Raw genomic sequence first — 22,599 nt, forward strand, 5'->3', positions numbered from 1 at the left:
ATGTGCTGACGGCGAGGTCACGCAGAATCACCACCTCCCTCACATCACCTGGTGATGTGGGCTCACCACGTCGGTTCCTAGGTTCCTCGACATCGCCGGACACCCGCTCGGCAGAACCAGGAGCCCGACATGAACGTCACCACCCGCGGCCTCACCCAGGCCGCCGGCCTCGCCGCCGCCACAGCCGGCGCCATCTTCATCGCCGTCCAGATCAACCACCCGCCCACCGACAGCTACCTGACCCAGACCAACCAGTGGGTCATCCGCTCGTTCGCGAAGTCACTCATGTGCGGCCTGGCCATCGCGGGTATCACCGGTATCTACCTGTCCCAGGTCCGGCAGATGAAGGCCCTCGGTCTGGTCGGCTACCTTGTCTTCGCCGCCGGCTACCTGATGATGCTCCCGACTGAGGCCATGGCCGCAGCCCTCCTGCCGGGCCTCACCCACTCACAACCCGGCTTCGTGAACGACGTGGTCGTCACCGCCGCGGGCGGCCATCCGGTCGGGAACATCGGCCACATGCAGGTCCTGTTCAACCTCACCGGCGCTTGCTACATGGTCGGCGGCCTCGTCTTCGGAATCGCGCTGTTCCGAGCCCACGTCCTAGCCCGCTGGGCCGCCATACTGCTGTCGCTCTCCACCGTCGCCACCGCTTCGCTGGCGTTCCTGCCCGACACATTCAACCGACCGATGGCCGTCCCCGAGGGCATTGCCCTCATCGGCCTCGGCGTCTCCCTCTGGCGCCAGCAGCGCGGCTCCGACCGAGCGCCGACGGCCGCTGCACAGTCCACCACGGTCCGGGCCGCTCCGGTCCGATGAACACCCAGGCGGCCCGCGCAGTGACGACGTCCACCGGTCACCGGAGCCGGCCACGCACGTGGCCGGTCCCGGCGGCCTTGGTCGCCCTGTCGGCAATCCCGCTGGCTGCCGGTGCCCTTCGACTGGTCCAGCTCGCGGGCGGCCCTACCGCGATACCAGCCGACCACCGCTTCGCGGGCTTCCCCGGCGCGCTTGTGGCTCACATCGTCGGCGCCGCCGTGTTCGCGTTCCTCGGTGCATTCCAGTTCCTCCCCCGGCTGCGTCGCCGCAGGTGGCACCGCCGCGCCGGCCGTGTCGTCGCTGTCGCCGGGCTCGTCGTCGCCATCTCAGCCCTGTGGCTCACCCTCTTCTACGACCCGCAGCCTGGCAGCGGAGCCGTCCTGTTCGTGCTCCGTCTCGTCTTCGCACCGGCCATGGCGGCCTGCCTGGTCCTCGGCTTCACGGCCATCCGCCGTCGCGACATAGCCGCACATAGGGCCTGGATGATGCGCACCTACGCCATCGGTCTCGCCGCCGGCACCCAGGCCTTTACCGAAGGCATCGGTGAAGGAATCTTCGGGCACGGCGTCCTGGTCGCCGACTTGTCCAAGGGCGCCGGCTGGGTCATCAACCTTGCCGTCGCCGAGTGGCTCATCCGCCGTCCAGCCCGCCGCCGTGCCAACCAGGGCCGCCGGACGCACGCGACCGCCTGACACGCAGTCGCTGTCAGAACCCCGAAGCCGCAGGAGAACCCCATGACTGGCCCCAGCACACACGACACACCAAGCCTCCTCCGTGACGCAGCGGCGACCTACCGACTGCGCGTTGCTGGACACCTCGATGATCACTGGTCGAACTGGCTCGGCGACGTCACCCTGGTCCACCACGACGACGCGACCACAACCGTGACCCTGAAGGTGGCAGATCAGGCGCAGCTGCACGGCGTCCTGGTCGGCATCCGCGACCTCGGCGCCCCTCTGCTGGGGCTCGAGCAGGCCGAGGAGACCACCGGCGTGGAACCCATCCTGAACGAAGCGCTCCGCACCGAACGGCTCATCCTCCGCTCCGCAGCACCACGCGATGCATGCGCCACCTGGGTCTACCGCCGGCTCGGACCCGTCAACGAATGGCTGACCGGTGTCCCAGACACCATTGACGCCTACCGTGAACAATTCATCGAACCGTCTCGCCTGGCCACGACCGTCATCGTCGAACGGTCTCAAGACGGTCAACTGGTCGGCGATTTCATGCTGCGCCGCGAAGACGCCTGGGCCCAAGTCGAAGTCACCCACCGAGCCCGGGGTGCGCAGGCAGAGCTCGGCTGGGTACTCGACCCGTCACACACCGGCGTCGGATACGCCACTGAAGCAGTCCGGGAACTCCTCCGGTTCTGCTTCGAGGACCTGCAGGTTCACCGGGTGGTCGCCAACTGCTTCCTCGCCAACCAAACCTCCTGGCGCCTCATGGAGCGCGTCGGCATGCGACGTGAGACCCACGCGATCAAGGACTCGCTCCATCGCTCCGGCCAGTGGCTCGACACCCTCAACTACGCCCTACTGCGCGAGGAATGGGCCGGATAGCCGCCGTGCTCACCCGGCGAAGCGACGCGGGCTGAGGTCGCGCCGGCTGCCAGCGGTGTGCAATGACCACACCGACGCGTGGCGGCGCCCGAGAGCGGCGCTTCGGTTGGTCGTAGCCTTGCTCGGTGGCGGATCCAGTGCGTTGGTGGGACATGCGGCCGGCACGAGGCCGGCCAGCGAAGACATACACATGTCCGATCTGCCACGGGTTCTTGTTGGCGATGAATCCCAACACGCTGCTGTATCCGGAGGGCGACCGTCGGCGTCGCCGTCATGCACACACCGAATGCGTCGCGAGGCAAGTGAAGGCAGGCAAGTTGTTGACCAAAGCGGAGTGGGAACGGACTAGGCCAGCGCCGAGATCTGCGGGGCGGCGGTGGTGGTGGCGACCCTTCGGTACGCAAGCGCCGGAGCGCCGCGATTGACGCCGGCTCTGGCGAAGTGACGCAGTCACACGGGGGCAGCGGAGATCGGGTGGAAGGATTTCGAAGAACACTAGGGCGCGTCTCCCAAGCGATGGGGACCTTGGGGTGGGAGACCGGTTGCGGGTGCTCCAAGGGCGGCCGTCGTCATGGGCTCGTTGGGGTACGAGCAGGTGGCTGGCGTTGTGGCGGTGGATGTAGCGCTCGATCAATGGTGGGACGTCGAGGAGGTGGATGGTGCCGCCGGATTCGCCTGCTTCGAGGTTGGCAAAGAGGAGCGCACACAGGCCGTCTTGGTCGATTGCGGTGCAGGCGCGCAGCCGCATGCGGATCACCGTGGGTGGTGAGAGCTGTCCGAGGGTGGCTGTGACCTGCGGGGTTGGTCTGTGCTGTCAGCGGCCGATGACGACGATGTCGGGAGCGCCGGGGTGGACACGAGAGCCGAGGTACAGGCGGACCATCTCATGCCTTCCGGCTCCCGTCGTCGGGCTGCGAGGGCTCGGTCTGTCGATGTTGGGTGGGTCCCCGGCCGGGGTGGTTGCGTTGGACGAGCTCGGCCCTGAGGTCGTGGTTTTCCTGGCGGAGCTGTCGGATCTCCTCGCGGTGGGGCTCGCTGGCTTCCCGCAGTTCGCCGAGCTCGGTGGCGAGCTGGTGTGTCTGGTCGCGCAGCTTCAGCACCTGTCCGACGCCGGCAAGGTTGAGGCCCTCGGCGAGGAGGCTGGTGATGTCCGCGATCCGGGCGATGTCGTCTTTGCTGTACCGGCGGGTGCCGCCTCCGGTGCGGAACGGGCTGACCAGTCCGCGCTGTTCATAGACGCGCAGCATCTGCGGCTCGACACCGCTCAGCTCCGAGGCCACGGAGATCGGGTAGACGGCGTGGTGGGCGTCCACGTTGCCGGGTCTCTGCCCTTGCCCGGAATCGCCCACACCCTCCATCACGGCTCTCCCGGCGTGATCGGGCCGGCCCCTGATGCCCGGTCTAGCGGGCGCACCTGGACCGGTCCCGCGACCAGCCAGGCGACCTGTCGCGGACCGCAGCTCCTGGCAGCGTGGACCCCGCCCGCCAAGGTGGTGTCGAGCACCACGATCTGATCGCGGTGGGCGACACCCGTCGCAGCCGATGTCCCGGAGGCGGCACGCGTGTCGTCCGGCGAGTCGTGCTCCGCGGCATCCAGGGCGAGGCGGTAGGCGGCCTGCAGCGCCACGAACCGCTCGGTCGCGTCGGGCTCGAGGCTGATATCGGGGTGGAGCCGCCGCGCGTGACGCCGGAAGGCACGTCCGAGTTGCCCCCGGTCAGCGTCGGCGGACACACCGAGCAGGTCCCGCGCTACCCGTAGGGACGGGTCCGAAGGTCGTGAGTCCGGCATGCCCTCACCTCGATTCGTGCCAGAAATGTGGTGCTCTCCACTTGAAACTCTGTCATGGGACACTGATAATATCAATCAGTTGGTACAGATTACCTCACTTGTCGTCAGTAGATCGTGGTGATGAGAGGAGGGCGAGCGCGATGCTGACGAGGATCGACCCGCTGCGTTGGGACCCTGCCCGCCCACCGGATGTGCGAGTGCTGGGTGCCGGGCACACCCACGGTCGACCCCATGGACGGACCGTTCGAACGGCAGCAGGTCCGCGACAGCGCGAGCCGGCCCGGCCGCACCCAGCGCCCATGACGCCGACGACAGCGGGTGTTGGCTCCCAACACTGCCGACCTCTCAGCGCGTCTGCACCACCGCACGTTCCACCGCACGTCCTACCGGGCGTTCAGCCGCGCGACCGAGGCTCCCCGAGCGCGGGGCGGGCCACGAGCAACCACACGGAGGAACCATGCGCACTGCGAGCATGAATCCCCACCATGCCAGGTGGCGGCCACGGCTCGGCGCAGTCCTCGAAGCCGGTGCGGCTGTCCGCACGCTCCTGGCTCGCCTCGTCACCGGCGGGGACCGAGAACCGGACCCAGCACCCGCGACACCGCCTCGGTGAGCGGCTGCGCGGAACCGGGTGGCGGTCCAGATCACAGTCAGAACGGAGACCACACGACCATGTATCCCTCGACCAAGGCGCGCGAGTTCGCCGTCCTGCTGCGGATCAGTCGCGAGCTCGATGTCTGCGGAGACCTCACCGCCACCGTCGACAATCCGTCGGAACTGATCGCCTGGGCTGAGGTGCTGGACGGGCCCGCGGTTCTCGCCTGGCGCGCCCAGGACTCAGGCTGCCGCTTTGTCCAAGTGGCGGCTGACCACCGCCGGGCACCGGTACGCGGACACGTGTCGGCGGTGTTGTCGTGCGAACAGCACCCGGCGTTCTGGGACGCGCTCCCCCTCGGGGACCTCGAGGCCGGCAGCACCCGAGTCCTGAGCGTCCGTGACCTCGCCGAGGCCTGGATGGCCATGCCAATCGCCCCGCCCGACACTGATACCCCACCGGAGCCACCATCCCCGACAGAGACGACTGCCGAAACAGCCGAGACGACAGCAGAAGCTACGACGCAGACGACGACCGAAACCAGAACGCAGACACCGGCACAGACGCCGGCACAGACGCCGGCAGCAGGCGGGATCCAAACGTCCACCCAGATGCAAAGGAGGCATTGAGATGTTGCTGCGCACCACTGATCCGTTCCGTGACTTCGACCGACTCACCCAGCAGCTCCTCGGCTCGACCTGGGGCACCACCAACCGCCCGGCCGTGATGCCGATGGACGCCTGGCGTGAAGGCGACCGGTTCGTCATCGAGTTCGACCTCCCTGGCGTGAGCCCGGAGAGCATCGACTTGGACGTGGAACGCAACGTGCTCACCGTCAAGGCTGAGCGCGTCCCGCGCAACGGCGACTGGGAGATGCTCGCCACAGAGCGCGTACGCGGAGCGTTCAGCCGCCAACTGGTCCTCGGCGACAACCTCGACCTGGACAACATCGAGGCCAACTACGACGCCGGCGTCCTCCGCCTGGTGGTCCCGGTCGCAGAGCAGGCCAAGCCCCGCAAGATCGAGATCACCGGCACCAACTCGGACACCGCGGCCATCGAGGCCTGACCCTCTCTCCATCCGCCGGTGCGTCACGCACGCCTCACCGAGCACCGGCCCGCGCCCCGCGGGCCGGTGCTCTGCTCCGGGATCCGACAGACAACCGCAACGTCGCGTGGCCATCAGCCGAGGCGCCGCGCCGAATTCCTGGGGACAGTCCGCGAGCGCCTGCGAGTACACCGACCGAGCCGAGACCGAAGGGGTCGCCCGCACGGTCCTGCACGTGCTCGGTCGACGGCTCACCCCTCGAGAAGCCCACAACCTGCGTCCCATCTCCCGGCGACCTGGCCGACGCCGTGGACAACGACAGCCCGCGCGACAGGTAGGGGAGACGAGTTCCAGCGTCGACTCGCCGCCATGATCGGAACCACCGATGAGACCGCGATCAGGTACGCCAGCGCCGTCCCACGCACCCCTGGCGCGACGCGGTAGCCGGTGGACAGCGCAACCACCTCCTCACCGCAGCCACCCAGCGGTTACGCCGAGCTCTTCTGCAACCCGAACTCTCGTAACCCTCCATCCCTCGCGACCGCCAGCACAGTCCATGAAGAGGGATCACCCGACCCACCGCGGCTCCGATCCCACAGCGAGGACGGCCCCAACGGTGTACCGATCGTGGCCCGGTCCAACGGATGAATCCACGTGCCCACTCGGGATGCTGCCATCTGGGCGGAGTGGGGCGCTATCCGATCGTGGGGCGATCGCTGTTGCGGATCGTGTCTCGGCAGTGCGGAGGCCATCGCGGAGAGTTGCGCTCCCAACGTCTTGAGGCAGTCGAGGTAGTAGCAGTCGTCGACGGTTGTGGACGGGTGCCTGTGCCGAATGTGTGCGCACGTTCGCCGACACCCGAGGAATGCCCAGGTCAAGGCTCCCAGGCCGCGCGCAGTGTGAATCCGTCGGTGGATTCCTACCCAGGTTCGAATCCCCGGATCTGCCACCCAGGGTGCCCTCCCGATTCGGCCCGCACAGTCAGGCGCTTCCGAAATGGGAGACGTGCCCGGTGCCGAGCGGCAGACGGCGTGGTCAGCGGGGCGGGAGGTCGTCGTCCGAGGCGCCGAAGCCGTGGCCGACGATCTCGTCGAAGCGCCGCCGGGTCTCGGTACGCGGTGACATGCGCTCGGCCCACGAGGTGCGCAGCCCGCCGTCCGTCCAGCCGCGCACCAGGGGCGAGGTGACCAGGACGAAGGCCACCACCAGGAAGGCCCAGCTGCCCATCAGCTCGCCCATGCCGACCAGGGCGAAGATGCCGAGCGCGGTCGCCAGGCCGATCCGGCGTGCCGCGCCGCGGGCGGCCCGGCGCAGCTCGGTGAGCACGCACCAGGTCAGCGGCACAAGCGTCAGCACCAGCACGCTCAGGGCGATCGCGGTGACCAGCGGGCCGGATCCGCGGTAGGCCGCGAGCAGCCCCGTGCCCGTAGCGAGGCCGGTCACGGCAGGCCAGGCCGAGTCGTACCACGGGTGGGAGGGCGCGCGCGTCACGCGTCGAGGGTACGACGTACCGCCGGGCGGGATGGCGGGTCTTCGGTGGTCGGGACGAACGTCCCATCGATCCGGGCCGATGGCCGGATGCGTGGGATCCGGGCTGCCGTCACCCTGGCGCCGTGGGGGACCCCAGCGGCGTGATCGTGGTCGGTGTGGACGGCAGCGCCGGAGCCGCGGCAGCGCTCGACTTCGCCCTGGCCGAAGGGTGGAAGCGCGGCTGCACGGTCGAGGTGGTCACCGCCTGGCTGGGCGCCGGACACCCCGAGGGGACGCCGGAGTCGGACGACCTGACCGAGGGGCGGGCGCGGGTGCACCACATGCAGGGCGACGTCGTGGCCCGCTGCCTCGAGGACCGGCCCGACGTACCCGACCTGGAACGCGTCGTGGTGCACGACTACGCCGGTCGCGTGCTCGTGGCCCGGGCGGAGCGGGCGTCGATGGTCGTCGTCGGCAGCGGCACCCCGAGCACGGTCAGCCACCAGGTGCTGGGGTCGGTCGCGGAGTACTGCGTGCGTCACTCGCCGGTGCCCGTCGTGATCGTCCCCGCCCCGGCGCGACTCGAGCGACGCGCAGCGGTGGCCGCCCACGTGGGCTAGCGGGCACCGCGCCCAGCTTCCGCGACCGGCGTACGCCGCGGCGCGACAGGTCTAAGGTCGGAGCGTGGCGGATCACGGGGACGTCGCGGAGTACCAGCTACGAGCGCTGCTCGATGCCAACCGCACGATTGTCACGGACCTCGACCTGGCCCTCGTCCTGCGCCGGATCGTGGAGTCGGCCATCGAGCTCGTGGGGGCGAGGTACGGCGCGCTGGGCGTGGTGGGCGAGGACGGAGCCCTCGAGGAGTTCGTCCACGTCGGGATGGACGAGCGAGCGGTGGACGCGATCGGCAGCCTCCCGCAGGGCAAGGGCCTGCTCGGCCTGGTCATCGAGCGCCAGCAACCGATCCGTCTCGAGGACCTGACCACACACACCGGCTCCGTGGGGTTCCCCGAGGGTCACCCGCCGATGGGCTCGTTCCTGGGCGTACCCGTCCGGGTGCGTGACGACGCCTACGGCAACCTCTACCTGACCCGGAGCGATGTCGAGCCGTTCACGGTTCAGGACGAGGAGGTCCTGCAGGCCCTGGCCGCGACCGCCGGTGTCGCGATCGAGAACGCCCGGCTGTTCGAGGAGGGCCGGCTCCGCCAGGAGTGGCTCGTCGCCTCCACCGACGTGACCCGTCGCGTGCTCGCCGGCGACGAGGGGGCGCTCCGCCTGATCGCCCGCAGCGTTCACGCGCTGGCCGGCGCCGACCTGACCACTGTTGTCACTCCCGCCGACTCCGAGCTGGTGGTGGCGGTGGCCGAGGGCCGTGATGCCGCCGGGATCGAGGATGCGCGGTACGCCGCAGCCGGGACCCTGAGCGAGCACGTCATCCAGACCGGACGGCCGGTCCGCCTGGCCGACGCCGAGGACACGCGGCCGGTGGACGGCCGCACGATCTACCTCGCCGGGCAGGTGCGGGTCGGCCCGGTGATGGTGCTCCCGCTGCTCGGCCGGGAGGTCGTGCGCGGCGCGCTGGTCGTGATGCGGGGGCGCGCCCGCCGCCCGTTCACCCGGGTCGACGCCGAGATGGCCACGACGTTCGCCAACCATGCCTCCGTCGCGCTCGAGCTCGCCGAGGCGAGGCGAGACCAGCAGCGCGTCCTGCTGCTCGAGGACCGGGCGCGGATCGCCCGCGACCTCCACGACCACGTGATCCAGCAGGTGTTCGCGGCCGGGCTGGTGGTGCAGGCCACCGCGTCGCGCCTGCAGGACGCCGCCTCGGTGAGGGCGCTCCAGGACGTGGTCGGCAACCTCGACGAGGCGATCAAGCAGATCCGGATCTCGATCTTCCAGCTGCAGCCGCCGGTCCCCGGCGGCCTGCGTGCCGCCGTGATGGACGTGGTCGCCGACGTGCAGCCGGGCCTCGGCGTGGAGCCGCGCGTCGACCTCGACGGGCCGCTCGACTCGGTGGCGACGTCGGACCTGGTCAGCGACGTGACAGCGGTCGTCCGCGAGGGGCTGGTCAACGTCGCGCGGCACGCCGTCGCCTCGACCGTCGTGCTGAGCATCCACGCCACCACCGCCCGGCTCACCGTGACGATCAGCGACGACGGCGGTGGCATCGGCGACGCGGTACGCCGCAGCGGTCTCGACAACATGCGCGAGCGCGCCGAGAGCCGCAACGGCTCGATGGTGATCGCCGAGGTGCCCGACCTCGGCGGCACCACCCTGGTCTGGACCGTCCCGATCACCTGACGTCACCGGCGGATCCGGGTCGTCCGCTCCACGGGAGGTCAGGGGTTCCTGTCAGGCGGACGACCCGGGGGGCGTGAGGATCGGGTCCGCGATGATGGGTCGGTGCCCGAGCAGATCCACGACATCGGCAGGCGCCGGGCATGGGTGATCTGGCTGGCAGGGCTGGCCGTCTACGTGCTCGCCATCTTCAACCGCAGCTCACTCGGCGTCGCCGGTCTGCTCGCGACCTCCCGCTTCGGCATCTCGGCGACCCAGCTGTCGTTCTTCACCGTGCTCCAGCTCGTCGTGTACGCCGGCTTGCAGGTCCCGATCGGGGTGCTGCTCGACCGCTTCGGCTCCCGGCTCCTCCTGCTGTGCGGGCTCGCCCTGATGACGACCGGGCAGGTGGCGTTCGCCTTCGCCACGTCGTTCCCGGTGGCCGTGCTGGCCCGCGCGCTGGTCGGCGCGGGCGACGCCGCGATCTTCGTCAGCGTGATCCGGCTGGTGACGCTGTGGTTCCTGGTCCGGCAGGCACCGATGATCACCCAGCTCACCGGGCAGCTCGGCCAGCTCGGTGCGATCGCCGCCGCCGCCCCGCTGTCGATGGCGCTGCACCACCTCGGCTGGACCAAGTCGTTCGCGATCGCGTCCTCGCTCGGGATCGTGGGCATGGTCGGGGTCGCGCTGATGATCAAGGACTCGCCGTACGCCCGTGAGGAGGTGGCCCGGGTCAAGATGCGCGCGCTCGCGCGCACGCTGCGCCTGGTCTGGGGCAACCCCGGCACTCGGCTCGGCCTGTGGTCGCACTTCACGTCCCAGTTCAGCGGCACGGTCTTCACGTTGCTGTGGGGTTTCCCGTTCCTGGTGAGCGGAGAGGGTCTGTCGAGCGGCACCGCGAGCAACCTCCTGATGGTGATGACGGCCTGGATCATCGTCAGCGGGCTGGTGCTCGGGACCCTGGTCTCGCGCTACCCCTTCTACCGGTCGTGGATGGTGCTCGGCATCGTGGCCGCGATGGCGCTCGGCTGGGCGGCCGTCCTGCTGCGGTCGGCGCCCGCACCCACGTGGATGCTGGTCGTCCTGGTGTGCCTGATGGCGACCGGCGGCCCGGCCTCGATGGTGGGCTTCGACCTGGCCCGGACGTTCATCCCGATCGAGGCGTCCGGGCGTGCGAACGGCTTCGTCAACATCGGTGGCTTCTCCGCGAGCCTGGTCAGCATGGGCCTGATCGGCGTGCTGCTCGACTGGTACAGCGGGGGAGGCGGCACCGACACCTACGACCTCGCCGACTTCCGGGTCGCGATGTCGGTGCAGTTCGTGTTCTGGGCACTGGGGGCGGCCCAGATCGTGCGCTACCGGCGGAAGGCGATTCGCCACCTGAACCGCCTGCACCCCGGGGTCGTCGACGCGATGAAGCGCGGTGAACCGGTCGTCCACCTCGGCTTCCACGAGCGCGAAGGGGTCTGATCCGAGGGTCCGGCCTTGGGTCAGGAGGCGAGCGCCTCGGCCTCCATGGCCGCGACGTACTCCCGCTTGATCCGGCGCCAGGCCTCGTCGGTCATGGTCCGCCGCCAGTACGGCGAGCACGAGAGGTCTCGGCGGGTCAGCCCCCGCTCCTGCAGCAGGTGGCGTCGTACGGCGCGGATCTCGTCGGCTTCCCCGTGCACGAAGCCGAACGGCCGACCGTCGCCGAACTCGACCGCCTCGACGGCGGCGAGCAACAGCGACTCGTCGCGCTCGTCGCCGTGCCGGTGCAGCCACCGGAGGTCGAGGTCGGCCGGGCTCTCGAGGTCGACCTGGTACTCCGGCCCGTCGCAGACCACCCGGACCACCGCCCGCCCGGCGGGCGAGAGGGACTCGAGCGACGCGGCGATCGCCGGCAGAGCCGACTCGTCACCCACCAACAGGTGCCATGCCGAGGCGGCGCTGGGGCGGTAGCCGCCGTTCGGACCTTCGAAGACCAGCGGGTCACCGGGCCGGGCGTTCAGCGCCCATCCTGATGCGACGCCCTCGTCGGCGTGGACGACGAAGTCGAGGGTGAGCTCGGACGACCCGGCGTCCCAGGTGCGGACGGTGAAGCGACGCCGGGCCGGCCACTCGCCCTGCGGTGCCGTCTCGCGGACCGCCTTCGGGTCGAACACCTCGTCGTAGGACGCCCCGGCCGGCCGGAAGGCGGCGTTGACGTAGGCGTCGGTCGCATCGGGCATCACCAGATCCTCCAGGTCGCCACCGTGCAGCACGACCCGGACCATGCCCGGCGTCAGCCGCTCGGTCCTCGCCACTCGTCCGTGCATCTCTCTCCTCTGTCAGTCCGGCCGCCGGTCAGGGGCGGGCCGGCTCGATCCGCCCGACGACGTCCCCCAGGGTGATGCGGCCACCGTCAGGAGCGGGCGACGAGTAGCGCAGCACGACCTCGTCGCCGTCCTCGAGGAAGGTGTGCCCGCCGGCGAAGGGCTCCTTGCCACCCCAGCTCAGCTCGAGGAACGAGCCGCGGGTGTCGGGCTCCGGTCCGCTGATCGTGCCGGAGGCGAACAGGTCGCCGGTGCGCGTGCTCGCGCCGTTGACGGTCAGATGGGCCAGCATCTGGGCCGGCGACCAGTACATCGTGCGGTACGACGGGCGGCTCACCACCTCGCCGTTGAGCACCACCTCGACCTCGACGTCGAGCGCCCACCGGTCGGAGCCGGCGAGGTAGGGGAGCGGGGCCGGGTCCTGCGCCGGCACGTGCGTGCGGGCGGAGGCCAGGGCGGCCAGCGGGGTGACCCAGGCACTCACCGACGTGGCGAACGACTTGCCGAGGAACGGCCCGAGCGGCACGTACTCCCAGGCCTGGATGTCACGGGCGCTCCAGTCGTTGACGCCGACCACCCCGAACACGTGCTGCTCGAACTCGTCGACGCCGATCCGAGCGCCGAGCTCCGAGCCCACCCCGACCACGAACCCGAGCTCGGCCTCGATGTCGAGCCGTCGGCTGGGTCCGTACGCCGGAGCCTCCTCCGTGGGAGCCTTCCGCTGACCACAGGGCCGCACGACCGGCGTACCGCTGACGACGACGGTGCCGCCCCGGCCGTGGTAGCCGACCGGGAGGTGCCTCCAGTTCGGAAGCAGCGGCTCCTGGTCCGGCCGGAAGATCCGGCCGACGTTCGAGGCGTGGTCGAGGGAGGCGTAGAAGTCGACGTAGTCCCCGACCGTGAACGGCAGGTGCAGGGCGACGTCGTCGAGGGGGTACGCCGGCAGCGCGTCCGAGTCGACGAGCTCGGCGATCCGCCCGTGGGTCTCGGCCCAGGCGGCCGGCCCGAGCCCCATGAAGTCGTTGAGCCTGGGCCGGTCGAGCTCCGGCCGGACGGTGGCGACGTCGACGACGGTGTCGGCGTACCGCACCCCGACCCGAGGCGCCGAGCCCTGGGTCGAGAAGACGCCGTACGGCAGGTGGTCGAGCCCGAACCCGTCACTCATGCGGAGACTCCAGCAGCCCCAGCCCGACCAGGTCGTCCAGCGGCTCGGTGACGCTGCAGGACCCGTACGACGTGAACCACCGTCGCGCACCGGCCAGGTCGCTCTGGCGTGCCATCGCGACCAGGTCGTTGGCGTACTGGTCGTCGAGCACCCGCGCGACCTCGTCGCGGGTGCCGCCGTCGAACGCGACGCGCGTGGCGAGCAGGACGTTGAGGAAGCCGAGGTGCTCGAACCCCGTCTCGTGGTCGCGATGGCGGACGGCGTGGTGGAGGCCGGCGGTGCACTTGTACGGCGTCTCCCGGTCGAGGGCGGAGTCGATCCAGGCGGCCACCGTCGCGGCGGCGGGGAACAGGTGTGCCTCCGCACCTCCGGTGCGGAACTTCAGACGTGCTTCGGCCTCGGCGACGGCGTCGGCGGCGTCCAGCCAGTCGGGGGTCGGGTCGGTCTGGGGCAGCTCGACGTACACCTGGGCGTCGGCGAGGTCGCCCGCGGCCCGGGCGGCGTCGACGGCGGCGTTGATCCGGCGCACGTTGCCGGCCAGGTCGTCGAGGTCACGGACCGCGGCCTCGACCGCGACCAGCCGGTGGTCCTTCTTCGTCGCGACTGCGGCCACGCCGGCGACCGCACCGGCGCCGCCGGTCAGGACGACGGAGACCGGGACGTCCGGAGGGACGTTGGGGAGGTCGGTGTCGCGGACCACCAGCGGCCCGACCAGTTCGGCGTACCACGCGTCGCTGCGGCCCTGGTACGTCGCGACCGCGTCCGGTAGCTCGGCATTCCCGGGTGGGAAGATCGCGGCATCGTCGACCAGGCCGGCCCAGGCCGGGGGGACTCCTGTCACGGGGCCAGCCAACCACAGGCCTCGAGGTCGGTTCATCACGCTGGGTGGTCCGACCGGCACTGGGCTCGCTGAACTCCGCCGGCCATGCTCCAGTTCACCTACCCAGCGTGATGAACCGACCACAGCGTCAGACGAGTGCCGCCCGTCCACGCTTGCCGAGCTGGTCGGCGATGATCGCGCGCTGGACCTCGCTCGCGCCCTCCCAGATGCGTTCGACCCGCAGCTCGCGGAAGAAGCGCTCGGCGACGTTCTCGCGCATGTAGCCGCGGCCACCGAAGACCTGCACCGCGCGGTCGGCGACCCGGTTGGCCATCTCGCTGGCGAAGAGCTTCACCATCGAGCACTGAGCATGGGCGACCTTGAGGTCGACGCCCCCGTCGAGCGCCCGGGCCACCTGGTAGACCATCGACCGGGCGGCGAACAGCTCGGTCAGGCTGTCGGCCAGCATCGCCTGCACCAGCTGCTTGTCGGCGAGAAGCTCCGTGCCGATGCGGCGTTGCCGCGCGAAGGCGTTCATCTCGTCGACCAGCCGCTCGGCGGCACCGAGGCAGCGGGCCCCGATCATGAGCCGCTCGAAGCGGAACCACTCGTAGACGAAGGACATGCCGTCCTCCTCCGACCCGATCAGCTGGGTGGCCGGGACACGGACGTCCTCGAACGCCACGATCGGGTGGTGGTGGGCGATGGTGTGGGTGTACGCCGGGGTCCGCACCACCGAGATGCCCGGAGCGTCCTTGTCGACGACGAACAGCGCCTGCTCGCCGGCGTGGACGCCGGCGGTCAGCACCCCCTGGAAGAACACGTAGTCGGCCCGGTTGAACGACGTCACGTGCCACTTCACACCGTTGAGCACGTACTCGTCGCCGTCCCGGGTGGCCGTCGCCTTCAGGTCGGAGACGTCGGAGCCGGCGTACTCCTCGGTGATCGCGTAGCACTCCTCGCGCCGCCCCTCGATCGTCGGGAGCAGGAAGGTGTCGCGCTGGTGGTCGTTGGCGACGGCGGGCCACCATCCCGGGGGCGTGGCCAGGCACCAGGCGAGCGCGTTGGTGACCCGGCCGCCCTGCTCCTGCACCAGCACCTGCTGCAGCGTGGAGCAACCGCGGCCCCCGTGCTCGACGGGGATGTTGGTCGCGGTCAGGCCGAGCTCGACCGCACGCGCCTCGAGGCGGTGCCGGACCTCCTCGCGCATCTCACCGGCGTGCTCCTCGGCGTACTGCTCGTGGACGATCAGCTCGTCGGCGAAGCCGCGGGCGCGGTCCTGGAGCTCGAGGTCCTCCGGCGTGAGTCCGTACACGTGTCATCTCCCCATCGGCGCGCTCGAGCTCGTTGACTGACCGTTCAGTCTATGTCAGCGTGACCTTCGTGACCACTGTGCCCCGACGTGCCGATGCGGTCGTCGTCGGAGGCGGGACGATCGGCGCCTGGACGGCGTGGCACCTGGCGCGGTCCCGGATCGGCGACGTCGTGCTCGTGGAGCGGGACACCCTCGGCCAGGGCGCGAGCTCGCGGGCGGCCGGCATGGTCCGCGCGCAGGGTGGCACCGAGGCCGCAGTGCGGCTCGGGCTGTTCAGCCGCGACTTCTACGCCGGCCAGCAGGAGCTGCTGGGGATCGACTCCGGCTTCGTGGCGCAGGGCTACTTCATGCCCTGCTTCAGCGACGCCGAGGTCGTCCAGGCACACCAGCGGATCGCGATGCAGCACGCGCTGGGCCTCGACGTGCGCTGGGTCGGCCCGGACGAGACCGACGAGCTGAACCCGGCGATGGCGCCCGGGCAGACGCGAGGCTCGTCGTACGCCCCCGGCGACGAGTACATCGACCCGCCGCGGAACGTCCTCGCCTATACGGCGGCCGTCCTCGGTGCCGGCGTGCGGTTATGCGAGCGGACGGCGTTCACGGGGCTCCGCGTGGAGCATGGACAGGTGACCGGCGTCCGTACGTCCGCCGGAGATGTCGCCACCTCTCGGGTGGTGCTGACCGGCGGGCCGACCTTGGCCGCCGTCGGAGCGGCTGCCGGGGTGCGCATCCCGGCCGACGGAGCACGTCACCAGGTGGTGGTGACCGAGGCGCATCCCGACTTCGCGCCGGAGCGGCTGCCGATGGTCTTCGACGTCGCCTCTGGCATCTACTGGCGGCCGTGCGAGGGTGGCGTCCTGTGGGGGATGAGCAACCCCGAGGAGCAGCCGGGGGAGGCCACGGAGTTCGACGCGGCGTACTTCGAGATCATGCGCGCCCGGATGACCACACTCGTGCCCACCACCGGCAAGGTCGGGCTGCGCAAGACCTGGGCCGCGACCATCGACTTCACCCCTGATCACCTGCCGATCCTCGGCCCGGCCATCGGCGCCGACGGCCCGATCGGGGGAGCCTTCGTGGCCGCTGCGGGCGGGCACGGGATGATGTGGGGTCCCGGCGTCGCCAAGGCGGCAGCCGACCTCGCCGTCTCCGGGCGCACCGACGTCGTCGACGTCACCGACCTCGGCCTCGACCGCTTCGACGCGCACGGCCGCAGTCGCCTCGCCCCTGACCCCATCGCCCTGCCCTTCCCCGAGAGCATGCGCTGACCCGGTAGGCGATGCCGCGGCACCGACCGGGTTCCGGCCATCTGAATCTGTCACCATGGTGGTTACCGAAGGAGCCCGCGATCGCCGCCAACAGCCATCTGACCGTCGCCGTGCACGCGTTGTGCTGGCTCGAGCTCTCGTCGCGTCGGGGGACACCGACGCTGACCTCGGAGCGCATCGCGGCGAGCCTCGACAGCAATCCCGCTCTGGTACGCCGCAGCCTCGCTCCGCTGCGCGACGCCGGGCTGCTGGTGACCGGTCGCGGCCCGGGCTCGGGATGGGCTCTCGGGCGTCCGGCGTCCCGGATCACGCTCCGAGACGTGCACGAAGCGATCGGCGTCATGCCGGCCTTCGACCTGCATGCCCACGAACCCAACCAGGAGTGCCCGGTCGGCTTCGGAATCCGCCCCGTCCTGTCGGCGGTGTACGACGACGTGGACCGAGCCGTCGCCGACCGGCTCGACCGGACGACGATCGCCGATCTTCTCGACACGATCCTGCGAGACCGCCCGCTGCCCGTGGGCTGAGAGCTCCGTGGTGGTTGACAAGGCGCCCGCCGGTCCGGAAATGTGTAACCAAAGGCGTAACATTCTTGGGAGGACGCGTGGGTGGCAGAACCGTGGCGGCGCCGTCGTTCGCCGACTCGGCCGTCGTCGAGCTGAGGCAGTACACGCTGCGTCCCGGTCGACGCGACGAGCTGGTGGCGCTGTTCGAGGCCGAGCTCGTCGCACCGCAGGAGGCCTGTGGGATGACCATCGGCGGGCTCTTCAGGGACCTCGACGATCCCGACCGGTTCGTCTGGCAACGCGGCTTCGCGGACATGGCCGGCCGGCACCGTGCGCTCGAGAGCTTCTACGGCGGCCAGGTCTGGCGCGAGCACGGGCCCGCCGCCAACGCGACCATGCTCGACAGCGACGACGTGCTGCTCCTGCGTGCCACCGACCCGCCCCACCCGCCACCTGCCTCGGAGCCCGGTCCTGGGAGCGGCGTCGTCTCCGTCGGCGTCATCCGGGCGGGAGACGACCCGGCTCGCGAGTCACTGCTCGCCACCAGGGGTCACGAGGTGCTCGAGGAAGGGCTGGGAGCCGCCGTCGCCCTGTGGAGGACGGAGCCCACGCCGAACACCTATCCCGCGCTGCCGGTGCGGGCCGAGCGCGTGGTCGTCTGGCAGGCGACCTTCCCGGGTGAGTCCGCTCGTCACGCGGCCCTCGAGCGCCTGGACGCGTCCTCGACCTGGCGGCGGCTGGTCGGCGGCCCCGGATCGGCGTACGGCGAGCGACGGCTCCGGCTTCGGCCCACCGGTCGCTCGCGTCACCCGCACGCCGGGAGCGTTCGCCGATGACCACGCCGCGTTCCCTGCCGGGTCTGGCCGTCCGCACGACCGGGTTCGACTTCCTGGTGGGCGAGTGGGTCGTCGAGAACGACCGGCTGCGAGCCCCGCTCACCGGCGACCGGGAGTGGTACACCTCCCACGCGACCGCGACGTCGACGACGCTGCACAACGGCGCGGTCAGCGTCGACGAGATGCACTTCCCCGACGAGGGCTTCGCGGGCTCGTCCTTCCGGTTCCACGACGCCGCCACGGACGTGTGGGCCATCCACTGGGTGACCAGCCGCGACGGAAGGCTTCAGGCCCCGGTGCACGGCCGCTGGCGAGGTGTCGAGTTCACCGCAGCCGGCGCCGACACCTACGACGGCCACCCGATCCTGGTGAACTTCCGGTGGCACTCGATCACGCGCGACGCGGCGGTCTGGGAGCAGTTCTTCTCCGACGACGGCGGCGAGAGCTGGGAACGCAACTGGGTGATGCGCTGGACGCGCGTCTGAGCGCGCCGAGGTCCGAGCCGGTCACGGTCGACGGGGAAGGAGCAGGGCGTCGACGACGTACGCCGCATCGGGGCCGACGACGACCGGGTTGAGGTCGACGGCGTCGAGGTGGTCGCCGAGCTCGACCGCGAGCTGACCCAGGGCCACCAGGGCGTCGGCCAGAGCCGTTCTGTCCACCGCGGCCGAGCCGCGATAGCCGTCGAGCAGCGTCGACACCGCCAGCCGGTCGACCGCCGCCAGCGCCGTCTCGCGGTCGAGGGGCGGCAGCGCGACGGCCCGGTCCGCGACCAGCTCGACCAGCACTCCGCCGGCCGCGACCATCACCAGCGGCCCGAGCAGCGGGTCGCGGATCATGCCCAGCGAGACCTCGACCCCGCTCGCCTGCCGCTGCACGACGACGCGCGGGCCCAGGCGCCCGGCCAGCTCGGCGTACGCCGCCCTCACGGCCCCGGCATCCGCCAGCCCCAGCCGTACGCCGTCCGCCTCGGTCTTGTGGTGCACGTCCGCCGCGTCGCTCTTGAGCACGACCGGGTAGCCGAGCTGCTCGCCGGCAGCCACGGCGGCAGCCTCCGTGTCGACGGCCCTGCCGGGGACGACCCGGAGCCCGTAGTCGGAGAGAAGTGCCGACCGGGCGGCCGCTCCGAGCGTCTCTTCAGATCGGAGCCTCGTGGCCCACCGGGATGACCGCTCCTCGTCCGGTGACACCGGAGGCCGAGGACGCGGCGGCTCGGCCATCAGGTGTCCCAGCGCCCGCAACCCCGACGCCGTGCCCTCGAGCACCGGGATGCCCGAGGCCCGGAGCCGCGCCGCGAGCACCGGGTCGACCGCCGACGTCACGTGGGTCAGCGCGACGACCGGCTTCCGAGTGCGGGTCAGCAGGTTCTCCAGCGCGACCGCGAAGCTGTCGTCGCCGTCGTACTCCTCGACCATGTCGACGGCCAGGGCCACCGTCCCGGTGGCCGGGTCGTCCGCCAGCGCGCTCAGGCACTCGGTGAACAGCTCCGCGGTGTCGGTGCCGCGACCCCAGACGTCCAGCGGGTTCGTCGGGACGAGACCCGGGTCGAGCGCCCCCGCCAGCCTCGACTTCGTCGTCTCGGTCAGCGTCGCGAACCGTACGCCGAGGCGCTCGGCCACGTCGGCCACCAGGACCCGTTCTGCCCCCGAGTCGTGCGCCGTCGCGATCCCGCGCCCCGTGCCCGGCACGTGACGCCGTCCGATCGCGAACATCTCCAGGCTGTCGGTGAGGTCGTCCAGGTCACCGCACCGGTGCACGCCGTACGCCGTGAACAGCGCCTCCCAGCCCGCGTCGGACCCGGCGATGGCCCCGGAGTGGGCGTCGACCAGTGCTCGCCCCCTCACGGACGTGCCGACCGTCAGCGCGCAGACCGGGACGTCCCGCTCGGCGGCGTCCGCGAGTGCCGCCTCCAGCCTCGGCGCGTCGCGCATGGTCTCGAGCACCAGCCCGATCACCTGGGTCTGGGGCAGGGAGAGCAGGTACTCCAGGTAGTCCGCGGTGGTGGTCACCAGCTCCTGCCCCGACGAGACGGCCAGCGTGTAGCCGAGCGGTCGCCGCGTGCGCAGCAGCGCCGAGAAGACCGAGCCGGAGTGCGTGATCAGCCCGATCGGGCCGGCCGGCAGCGGATCACGCTCGAGGTAGCCGATCGCCCGCACGCCCGTGGTGGTGTCGACGAAGCCCATGCAGCCGCCGCCCACGATCGCCATCTCGCCGGCCGCGGCGATCACGTCGTCCTTGATCCCGTGCACCGGCCCGAACACCACCGCCCCGGCATCGCCGCGTTCCGACGCGAGCGCGAGCGTCGGCGCCAGCGCCTTGTCCGGTACGCCGAGCAGCACCAGGTCGACCGGCTCCGGCACGTCCGACAGCGACGGCACGCAGGGTCGGCCGAACGCCGAGGTCCGGGTGGGATGCACCAGATGCACCCGCTCGACCCCGGGGCTGCGCAGCGCCTCGGTCGTGAGCCGCCGGCCGAACGAGTCGGCCCGGTCACTGGCTCCCACCACGGCGACCGATCGGGCCGACAACATCGAGCGGAGCCGGGTCCGGCCGGACGGCGGGGAGCTGCTCATGCGTCACCGTTCGTCGTGTCCTGACTGACTGTTCAGTCTACGGGCGTGCTAGCGTGCGGCGCAAGGATCTCGCGGTCCGCCCGGACATCGGGGAGGTGGGATGGCTGCACGCGAGCACGGGGACCCCGTCGCAGAGCACGGGGACGCCGTCGCCGACGTACGACGCGACCAGATGCTGGCCGCGGCGTCCACCCTGATCGCCGAGCGCGGCTTCCACGACACCCGGATCGCCGACGTCGCCCAACGGGTCGGAGCCAGTCCCGCGTTGGTCATCTACTACTTCGGCACCAAGGACAGCTTGCTCACCGAGGCCCTGCGCTGGTCCGAGCGCTCCTTCTACACCGCCACGGAGGAGATGCTCCGCTCCACCGACAAGCTGCGCGACCGCCTCGAGATCCTGGTCGAGTGGACCCTGCTTCCCGACAAGCAGCAGTCGCTCACCAGTGACTGGGGGCTGTGGTTCGACCTCTGGGCGCAGGCGTTCCGCCACCCGGAGGTCAAGAAGGACCGGACGGAGCTCGACGCCCAGTGGCGCGCCCTGATCGCCCGCATCGTGCAGGACGCCGTGGACGCCGGCGAGATCGACGCTCTCGACGTCGAGTCCTTCACGATCATGTGGGGATCCCTGCTGGACGGCCTGGTGATCCAGGTTGCCCTCGACGACCCGGTGGTCGACTACGGGCGTGCGCGCACGATCGCGCTCGAGGTCGCGTGCAAGGAGCTCGGCCTGCAGGCGCCGCGAGCCCGCGCCAGGCGCGGCAAGCGCTCCTGACCCGTTCGGACCCCGTGGTCCGGTCGTGTCTGGTGGTCGCGGGCCTCTCGTCCCTATCGTCGAGACCGAACACAGACCACCTCACCCGGAGATGGCCTGCCCGACAGGAGGCCATGACGTGTTCATCCAAGTGATCCAAGCGAAATCCTCTCGAGCGGACGAGCTCCGCGCTCTCGCGGAGACGTGGCGGGACCAGGACGGCGCGGGGGCCGTCGGTTACCTCGGCGGCACGTACGGCGTCACCGACGACGGCGACTTCCTGGCCATCGTCCGCTTCTCCTCGCGTGACGACGCGATGGCGAACTCGGCACGCCCGGAGACCGGCGCCTTCGCCGAGAAGATGGCAGCCCTGATGGAGGGGCCGCCCACGTTCCACGACTGCGGCGATGTCACGACCTGGCTCGACGGCGGCTCGGACGACGCCGGATTCGTCCAGGTGATCAGCGGGCGGGTCGACGACCCGGCCCCGATCAAGGCGATGGCGACCGACACCGGCGACCTGCGCGCGATGCGCCCGGAGATCATCGGTGGCACCCTCGCCATCTCCGACGACGGCACCTTCTTCCAGACCGTCTACTTCACCGACGAGGAGAGCGCCCGGAAGGGCGAGCAGATCGAGCCTCCGGAGGAGATCCGGGCCGACCTCGAGTCGATGATGGCCGGCGCCACCTTCTACGACCTGCACGACCCCTGGTTCACCTCTCCCTGATCGGACCGGACAGCGGCCCATGAGCTTCGACGTCTCGGCTGACGCCTATCTGCGGTTCATGGGCCGCTACTCCGTCCCGCTCGCCGAGCAGTTCGTCGAGCTCGTCGGCGTACGCCGTGGCGACCGGGTGCTCGACGTGGGGTGCGGCCCCGGGGTCCTGACCGCGCCCCTGGTCGAGCGATGCGGCGCCGACAGCGTGGCCGCGGTCGACCCGTCCTCGTCGTTCATCTCCGCGGTCGGCGAGCGGTTCCCGGCGGTCGACGTGCGCGAGGCGCCGGCCGAGTCCCTGCCGTACGACGACGACGCGTTCGATGCCGCCCTCGCGCAGCTGGTCGTGCACTTCATGAACGACCCCGTCGCCGGGCTCCGCGAGATGGGCCGGGTGGCCAGGCCCGGTGGGGTCGTGGCGGCCAGCGTCTGGGACTTCGCAGGCGGGACGGCGCCGTTGTCGGTGTTCTGGCAGGCGGCTCGTGAGCTCGACCCGAGCGCGCCAGGGGAGGCGGACCGCGCCGGAGCGCGCGAGGGCGACCTGGTGGACCTCGCGAACGCCGCGGGCCTGCGCGCCGCCCGGTCCACCTCGCTCACGGTGCGCCTCCCGTTCACGTCGTACGACGCGTGGTGGGCGCCGTACCTCGACGGCGTCGGACCGGTCGGCTCCTACGTCGCGTCGCTGGAGCCCGAGCATCGGCGCCGCGTCGAGGAGCGCTGCCGCGAGCTGCTGCCCGCGCCGCCGTTCGAGCACGCCGCGCGCGCCTGGGTCGTGCTCGCCGAGGCAGCCTGAG

Annotated in this window: 23 protein-coding genes; 15 read left to right on the forward strand and 8 right to left on the reverse strand. The window is 71.0% G+C overall.

Features of this window, described 5'->3' with window-relative positions:
* Positions 1-129: 129 nt before the first annotated feature.
* From VGK78_RS01110 to VGK78_RS01120, 3 genes are read left to right on the forward strand one after another with little or no spacing between them, the layout of a single operon-like run.
* Positions 130-819, forward strand: a complete 690-nt coding sequence (locus VGK78_RS01110; protein WP_331525403.1) for a hypothetical protein — start codon at positions 130-132, stop codon at positions 817-819.
* Positions 816-1,511 carry a DUF2306 domain-containing protein gene (locus VGK78_RS01115; RefSeq protein WP_331525404.1) on the forward strand — a complete coding sequence of 232 codons (696 nt, stop codon included), beginning with the start codon at positions 816-818 and terminating at the stop codon, positions 1,509-1,511. The genes VGK78_RS01110 and VGK78_RS01115 overlap by 4 nt, the downstream gene beginning before the upstream one ends.
* A 42-nt stretch (positions 1,512-1,553) precedes the next feature.
* The gene (locus tag VGK78_RS01120; RefSeq protein ID WP_331525405.1) at positions 1,554-2,378 is read left to right on the forward strand and encodes a GNAT family protein; all 825 of its coding nucleotides are present in this window, start codon (positions 1,554-1,556) and stop codon (positions 2,376-2,378) included.
* 884 nt (positions 2,379-3,262) lie between these two features.
* Here the strand turns inward: VGK78_RS01120 and VGK78_RS01125 are convergent.
* Positions 3,263-3,691, reverse strand: coding sequence for a MerR family transcriptional regulator (locus tag VGK78_RS01125; RefSeq protein WP_331525406.1), 429 nt, complete (start codon positions 3,689-3,691; stop codon positions 3,263-3,265).
* A gap of 44 nt (positions 3,692-3,735) precedes the next feature.
* Entirely contained in the window at positions 3,736-4,167 is a 432-nt protein-coding gene (locus VGK78_RS01130) for a DnaJ domain-containing protein (RefSeq protein ID WP_331525407.1), read from the reverse strand.
* A 672-nt stretch (positions 4,168-4,839) separates the two neighbouring features.
* Here VGK78_RS01130 and VGK78_RS01135 point away from each other — a divergent pair.
* Together VGK78_RS01135 and VGK78_RS01140 are read left to right on the forward strand one after the other, a co-directional pair.
* Entirely contained in the window at positions 4,840-5,391 is a 552-nt protein-coding gene (locus VGK78_RS01135) for a hypothetical protein (RefSeq protein ID WP_331525408.1), read from the forward strand.
* A gap of 1 nt (position 5,392) precedes the next feature.
* Entirely contained in the window at positions 5,393-5,830 is a 438-nt protein-coding gene (locus tag VGK78_RS01140) for an Hsp20/alpha crystallin family protein (RefSeq protein WP_331525409.1), read from the forward strand.
* Between the two features lie 1,014 nt (positions 5,831-6,844).
* On the opposite strand, the gene VGK78_RS01145 is transcribed toward VGK78_RS01140, so the two are convergent.
* Complete coding sequence (locus VGK78_RS01145) at positions 6,845-7,300, reverse strand: hypothetical protein (protein ID WP_331525410.1); 456 nt, start codon at positions 7,298-7,300, stop codon at positions 6,845-6,847.
* Positions 7,301-7,422: 122 nt separating this feature from the next.
* On the opposite strand from VGK78_RS01145, the gene VGK78_RS01150 reads away from it, so the two are divergent.
* The 3 genes from VGK78_RS01150 (at position 7,423) to VGK78_RS01160 (ending at position 11,029) form a co-directional block, all read left to right on the forward strand.
* The gene (locus VGK78_RS01150) at positions 7,423-7,899 is read left to right on the forward strand and encodes a universal stress protein (protein ID WP_331525411.1); all 477 of its coding nucleotides are present in this window, start codon (positions 7,423-7,425) and stop codon (positions 7,897-7,899) included.
* A 64-nt stretch (positions 7,900-7,963) separates the two neighbouring features.
* Positions 7,964-9,583, forward strand: a complete 1,620-nt coding sequence (locus tag VGK78_RS01155; protein WP_331525412.1) for a GAF domain-containing protein — start codon at positions 7,964-7,966, stop codon at positions 9,581-9,583.
* Between the two features lie 102 nt (positions 9,584-9,685).
* Entirely contained in the window at positions 9,686-11,029 is a 1,344-nt protein-coding gene (locus VGK78_RS01160) for an MFS transporter (protein ID WP_331525413.1), read from the forward strand.
* 20 nt (positions 11,030-11,049) lie between these two features.
* Here VGK78_RS01160 and VGK78_RS01165 read toward each other — a convergent pair whose 3' ends face one another.
* The 4 genes from VGK78_RS01165 to VGK78_RS01180 form a co-directional block, all read right to left on the reverse strand.
* Positions 11,050-11,856, reverse strand: coding sequence for a siderophore-interacting protein (locus VGK78_RS01165; RefSeq protein ID WP_331525415.1), 807 nt, complete (start codon positions 11,854-11,856; stop codon positions 11,050-11,052).
* Positions 11,857-11,884: 28 nt separating this feature from the next.
* Positions 11,885-13,018, reverse strand: a complete 1,134-nt coding sequence (gene fahA, locus VGK78_RS01170) for a fumarylacetoacetase (RefSeq protein WP_331525416.1) — start codon at positions 13,016-13,018, stop codon at positions 11,885-11,887.
* Entirely contained in the window at positions 13,011-13,859 is an 849-nt protein-coding gene (locus VGK78_RS01175; protein ID WP_331525417.1) for a hypothetical protein, read from the reverse strand. The genes fahA and VGK78_RS01175 overlap by 8 nt, the downstream gene beginning before the upstream one ends.
* A 127-nt stretch (positions 13,860-13,986) precedes the next feature.
* Positions 13,987-15,153, reverse strand: a complete 1,167-nt coding sequence (locus VGK78_RS01180) for an acyl-CoA dehydrogenase family protein (protein WP_331525418.1) — start codon at positions 15,151-15,153, stop codon at positions 13,987-13,989.
* A 68-nt stretch (positions 15,154-15,221) separates the two neighbouring features.
* Between VGK78_RS01180 and VGK78_RS01185 the strand changes: the two genes are divergently transcribed.
* The 4 genes from VGK78_RS01185 to VGK78_RS01200 all read left to right on the forward strand — a co-directional run bounded on the left by VGK78_RS01185 (position 15,222) and on the right by VGK78_RS01200 (position 18,248).
* Positions 15,222-16,421, forward strand: a complete 1,200-nt coding sequence (locus VGK78_RS01185; RefSeq protein ID WP_331525419.1) for an FAD-binding oxidoreductase — start codon at positions 15,222-15,224, stop codon at positions 16,419-16,421.
* 11 nt (positions 16,422-16,432) lie between these two features.
* Positions 16,433-16,948 (forward strand): Rrf2 family transcriptional regulator, encoded by a 516-nt coding sequence (locus VGK78_RS01190; protein WP_331525420.1) that lies wholly within the window; start codon positions 16,433-16,435, stop codon positions 16,946-16,948.
* A 77-nt stretch (positions 16,949-17,025) separates the two neighbouring features.
* Positions 17,026-17,763, forward strand: a complete 738-nt coding sequence (locus VGK78_RS01195; RefSeq protein ID WP_331525421.1) for an NIPSNAP family protein — start codon at positions 17,026-17,028, stop codon at positions 17,761-17,763.
* Positions 17,760-18,248, forward strand: a complete 489-nt coding sequence (locus VGK78_RS01200; protein ID WP_331525422.1) for a hypothetical protein — start codon at positions 17,760-17,762, stop codon at positions 18,246-18,248. Before VGK78_RS01195 ends, VGK78_RS01200 begins: the two co-directional genes overlap by 4 nt.
* 21 nt (positions 18,249-18,269) lie before the next feature.
* Here the strand turns inward: VGK78_RS01200 and VGK78_RS01205 are convergent, their stop codons facing one another.
* Complete coding sequence (locus VGK78_RS01205; RefSeq protein ID WP_331525423.1) at positions 18,270-20,336, reverse strand: acetate--CoA ligase family protein; 2,067 nt, start codon at positions 20,334-20,336, stop codon at positions 18,270-18,272.
* A 100-nt stretch (positions 20,337-20,436) separates the two neighbouring features.
* Here VGK78_RS01205 and VGK78_RS01210 point away from each other — a divergent pair, with 100 nt between their 5' ends.
* The 3 genes from VGK78_RS01210 (at position 20,437) to VGK78_RS01220 (ending at position 22,598) form a co-directional block, all read left to right on the forward strand.
* A complete protein-coding gene (locus VGK78_RS01210) occupies positions 20,437-21,108 on the forward strand; it encodes a TetR/AcrR family transcriptional regulator (RefSeq protein ID WP_331525425.1) in 672 nt (223 codons plus the stop codon).
* 118 nt (positions 21,109-21,226) lie between these two features.
* On the forward strand, positions 21,227-21,817 hold the full coding sequence (locus VGK78_RS01215; RefSeq protein WP_331525426.1) for a hypothetical protein: 591 nt from the start codon (positions 21,227-21,229) through the stop codon (positions 21,815-21,817).
* A gap of 19 nt (positions 21,818-21,836) precedes the next feature.
* Positions 21,837-22,598 carry a class I SAM-dependent methyltransferase gene (locus VGK78_RS01220; RefSeq protein ID WP_331525427.1) on the forward strand — a complete coding sequence of 254 codons (762 nt, stop codon included), beginning with the start codon at positions 21,837-21,839 and terminating at the stop codon, positions 22,596-22,598.
* Position 22,599 lies beyond the last annotated feature (1 nt).

Source organism: Nocardioides sp., from assembly GCF_036503465.1.
Taxonomy (GTDB): domain Bacteria; phylum Actinomycetota; class Actinomycetes; order Propionibacteriales; family Nocardioidaceae; genus Nocardioides.

Coding starts and splice junctions, on each gene's coding strand:
- VGK78_RS01110 (WP_331525403.1), top strand. CDS start 130: ATGAACGTCACCACCCGCGGCCTCACCCAGGCCGCCGGCCTCGCCGCC.
- VGK78_RS01115 (WP_331525404.1), top strand. CDS start 816: ATGAACACCCAGGCGGCCCGCGCAGTGACGACGTCCACCGGTCACCGG.
- VGK78_RS01120 (WP_331525405.1), top strand. CDS start 1,554: ATGACTGGCCCCAGCACACACGACACACCAAGCCTCCTCCGTGACGCA.
- VGK78_RS01130 (WP_331525407.1), bottom strand. CDS start 4,167: ATGCCGGACTCACGACCTTCGGACCCGTCCCTACGGGTAGCGCGGGAC.
- VGK78_RS01135 (WP_331525408.1), top strand. CDS start 4,840: ATGTATCCCTCGACCAAGGCGCGCGAGTTCGCCGTCCTGCTGCGGATC.
- VGK78_RS01140 (WP_331525409.1), top strand. CDS start 5,393: ATGTTGCTGCGCACCACTGATCCGTTCCGTGACTTCGACCGACTCACC.
- VGK78_RS01165 (WP_331525415.1), bottom strand. CDS start 11,856: ATGCACGGACGAGTGGCGAGGACCGAGCGGCTGACGCCGGGCATGGTC.
- fahA (WP_331525416.1), bottom strand. CDS start 13,018: ATGAGTGACGGGTTCGGGCTCGACCACCTGCCGTACGGCGTCTTCTCG.
- VGK78_RS01190 (WP_331525420.1), top strand. CDS start 16,433: ATGCCGCGGCACCGACCGGGTTCCGGCCATCTGAATCTGTCACCATGG.
- VGK78_RS01200 (WP_331525422.1), top strand. CDS start 17,760: ATGACCACGCCGCGTTCCCTGCCGGGTCTGGCCGTCCGCACGACCGGG.
- VGK78_RS01205 (WP_331525423.1), bottom strand. CDS start 20,336: ATGAGCAGCTCCCCGCCGTCCGGCCGGACCCGGCTCCGCTCGATGTTG.
- VGK78_RS01210 (WP_331525425.1), top strand. CDS start 20,437: ATGGCTGCACGCGAGCACGGGGACCCCGTCGCAGAGCACGGGGACGCC.
- VGK78_RS01220 (WP_331525427.1), top strand. CDS start 21,837: ATGAGCTTCGACGTCTCGGCTGACGCCTATCTGCGGTTCATGGGCCGC.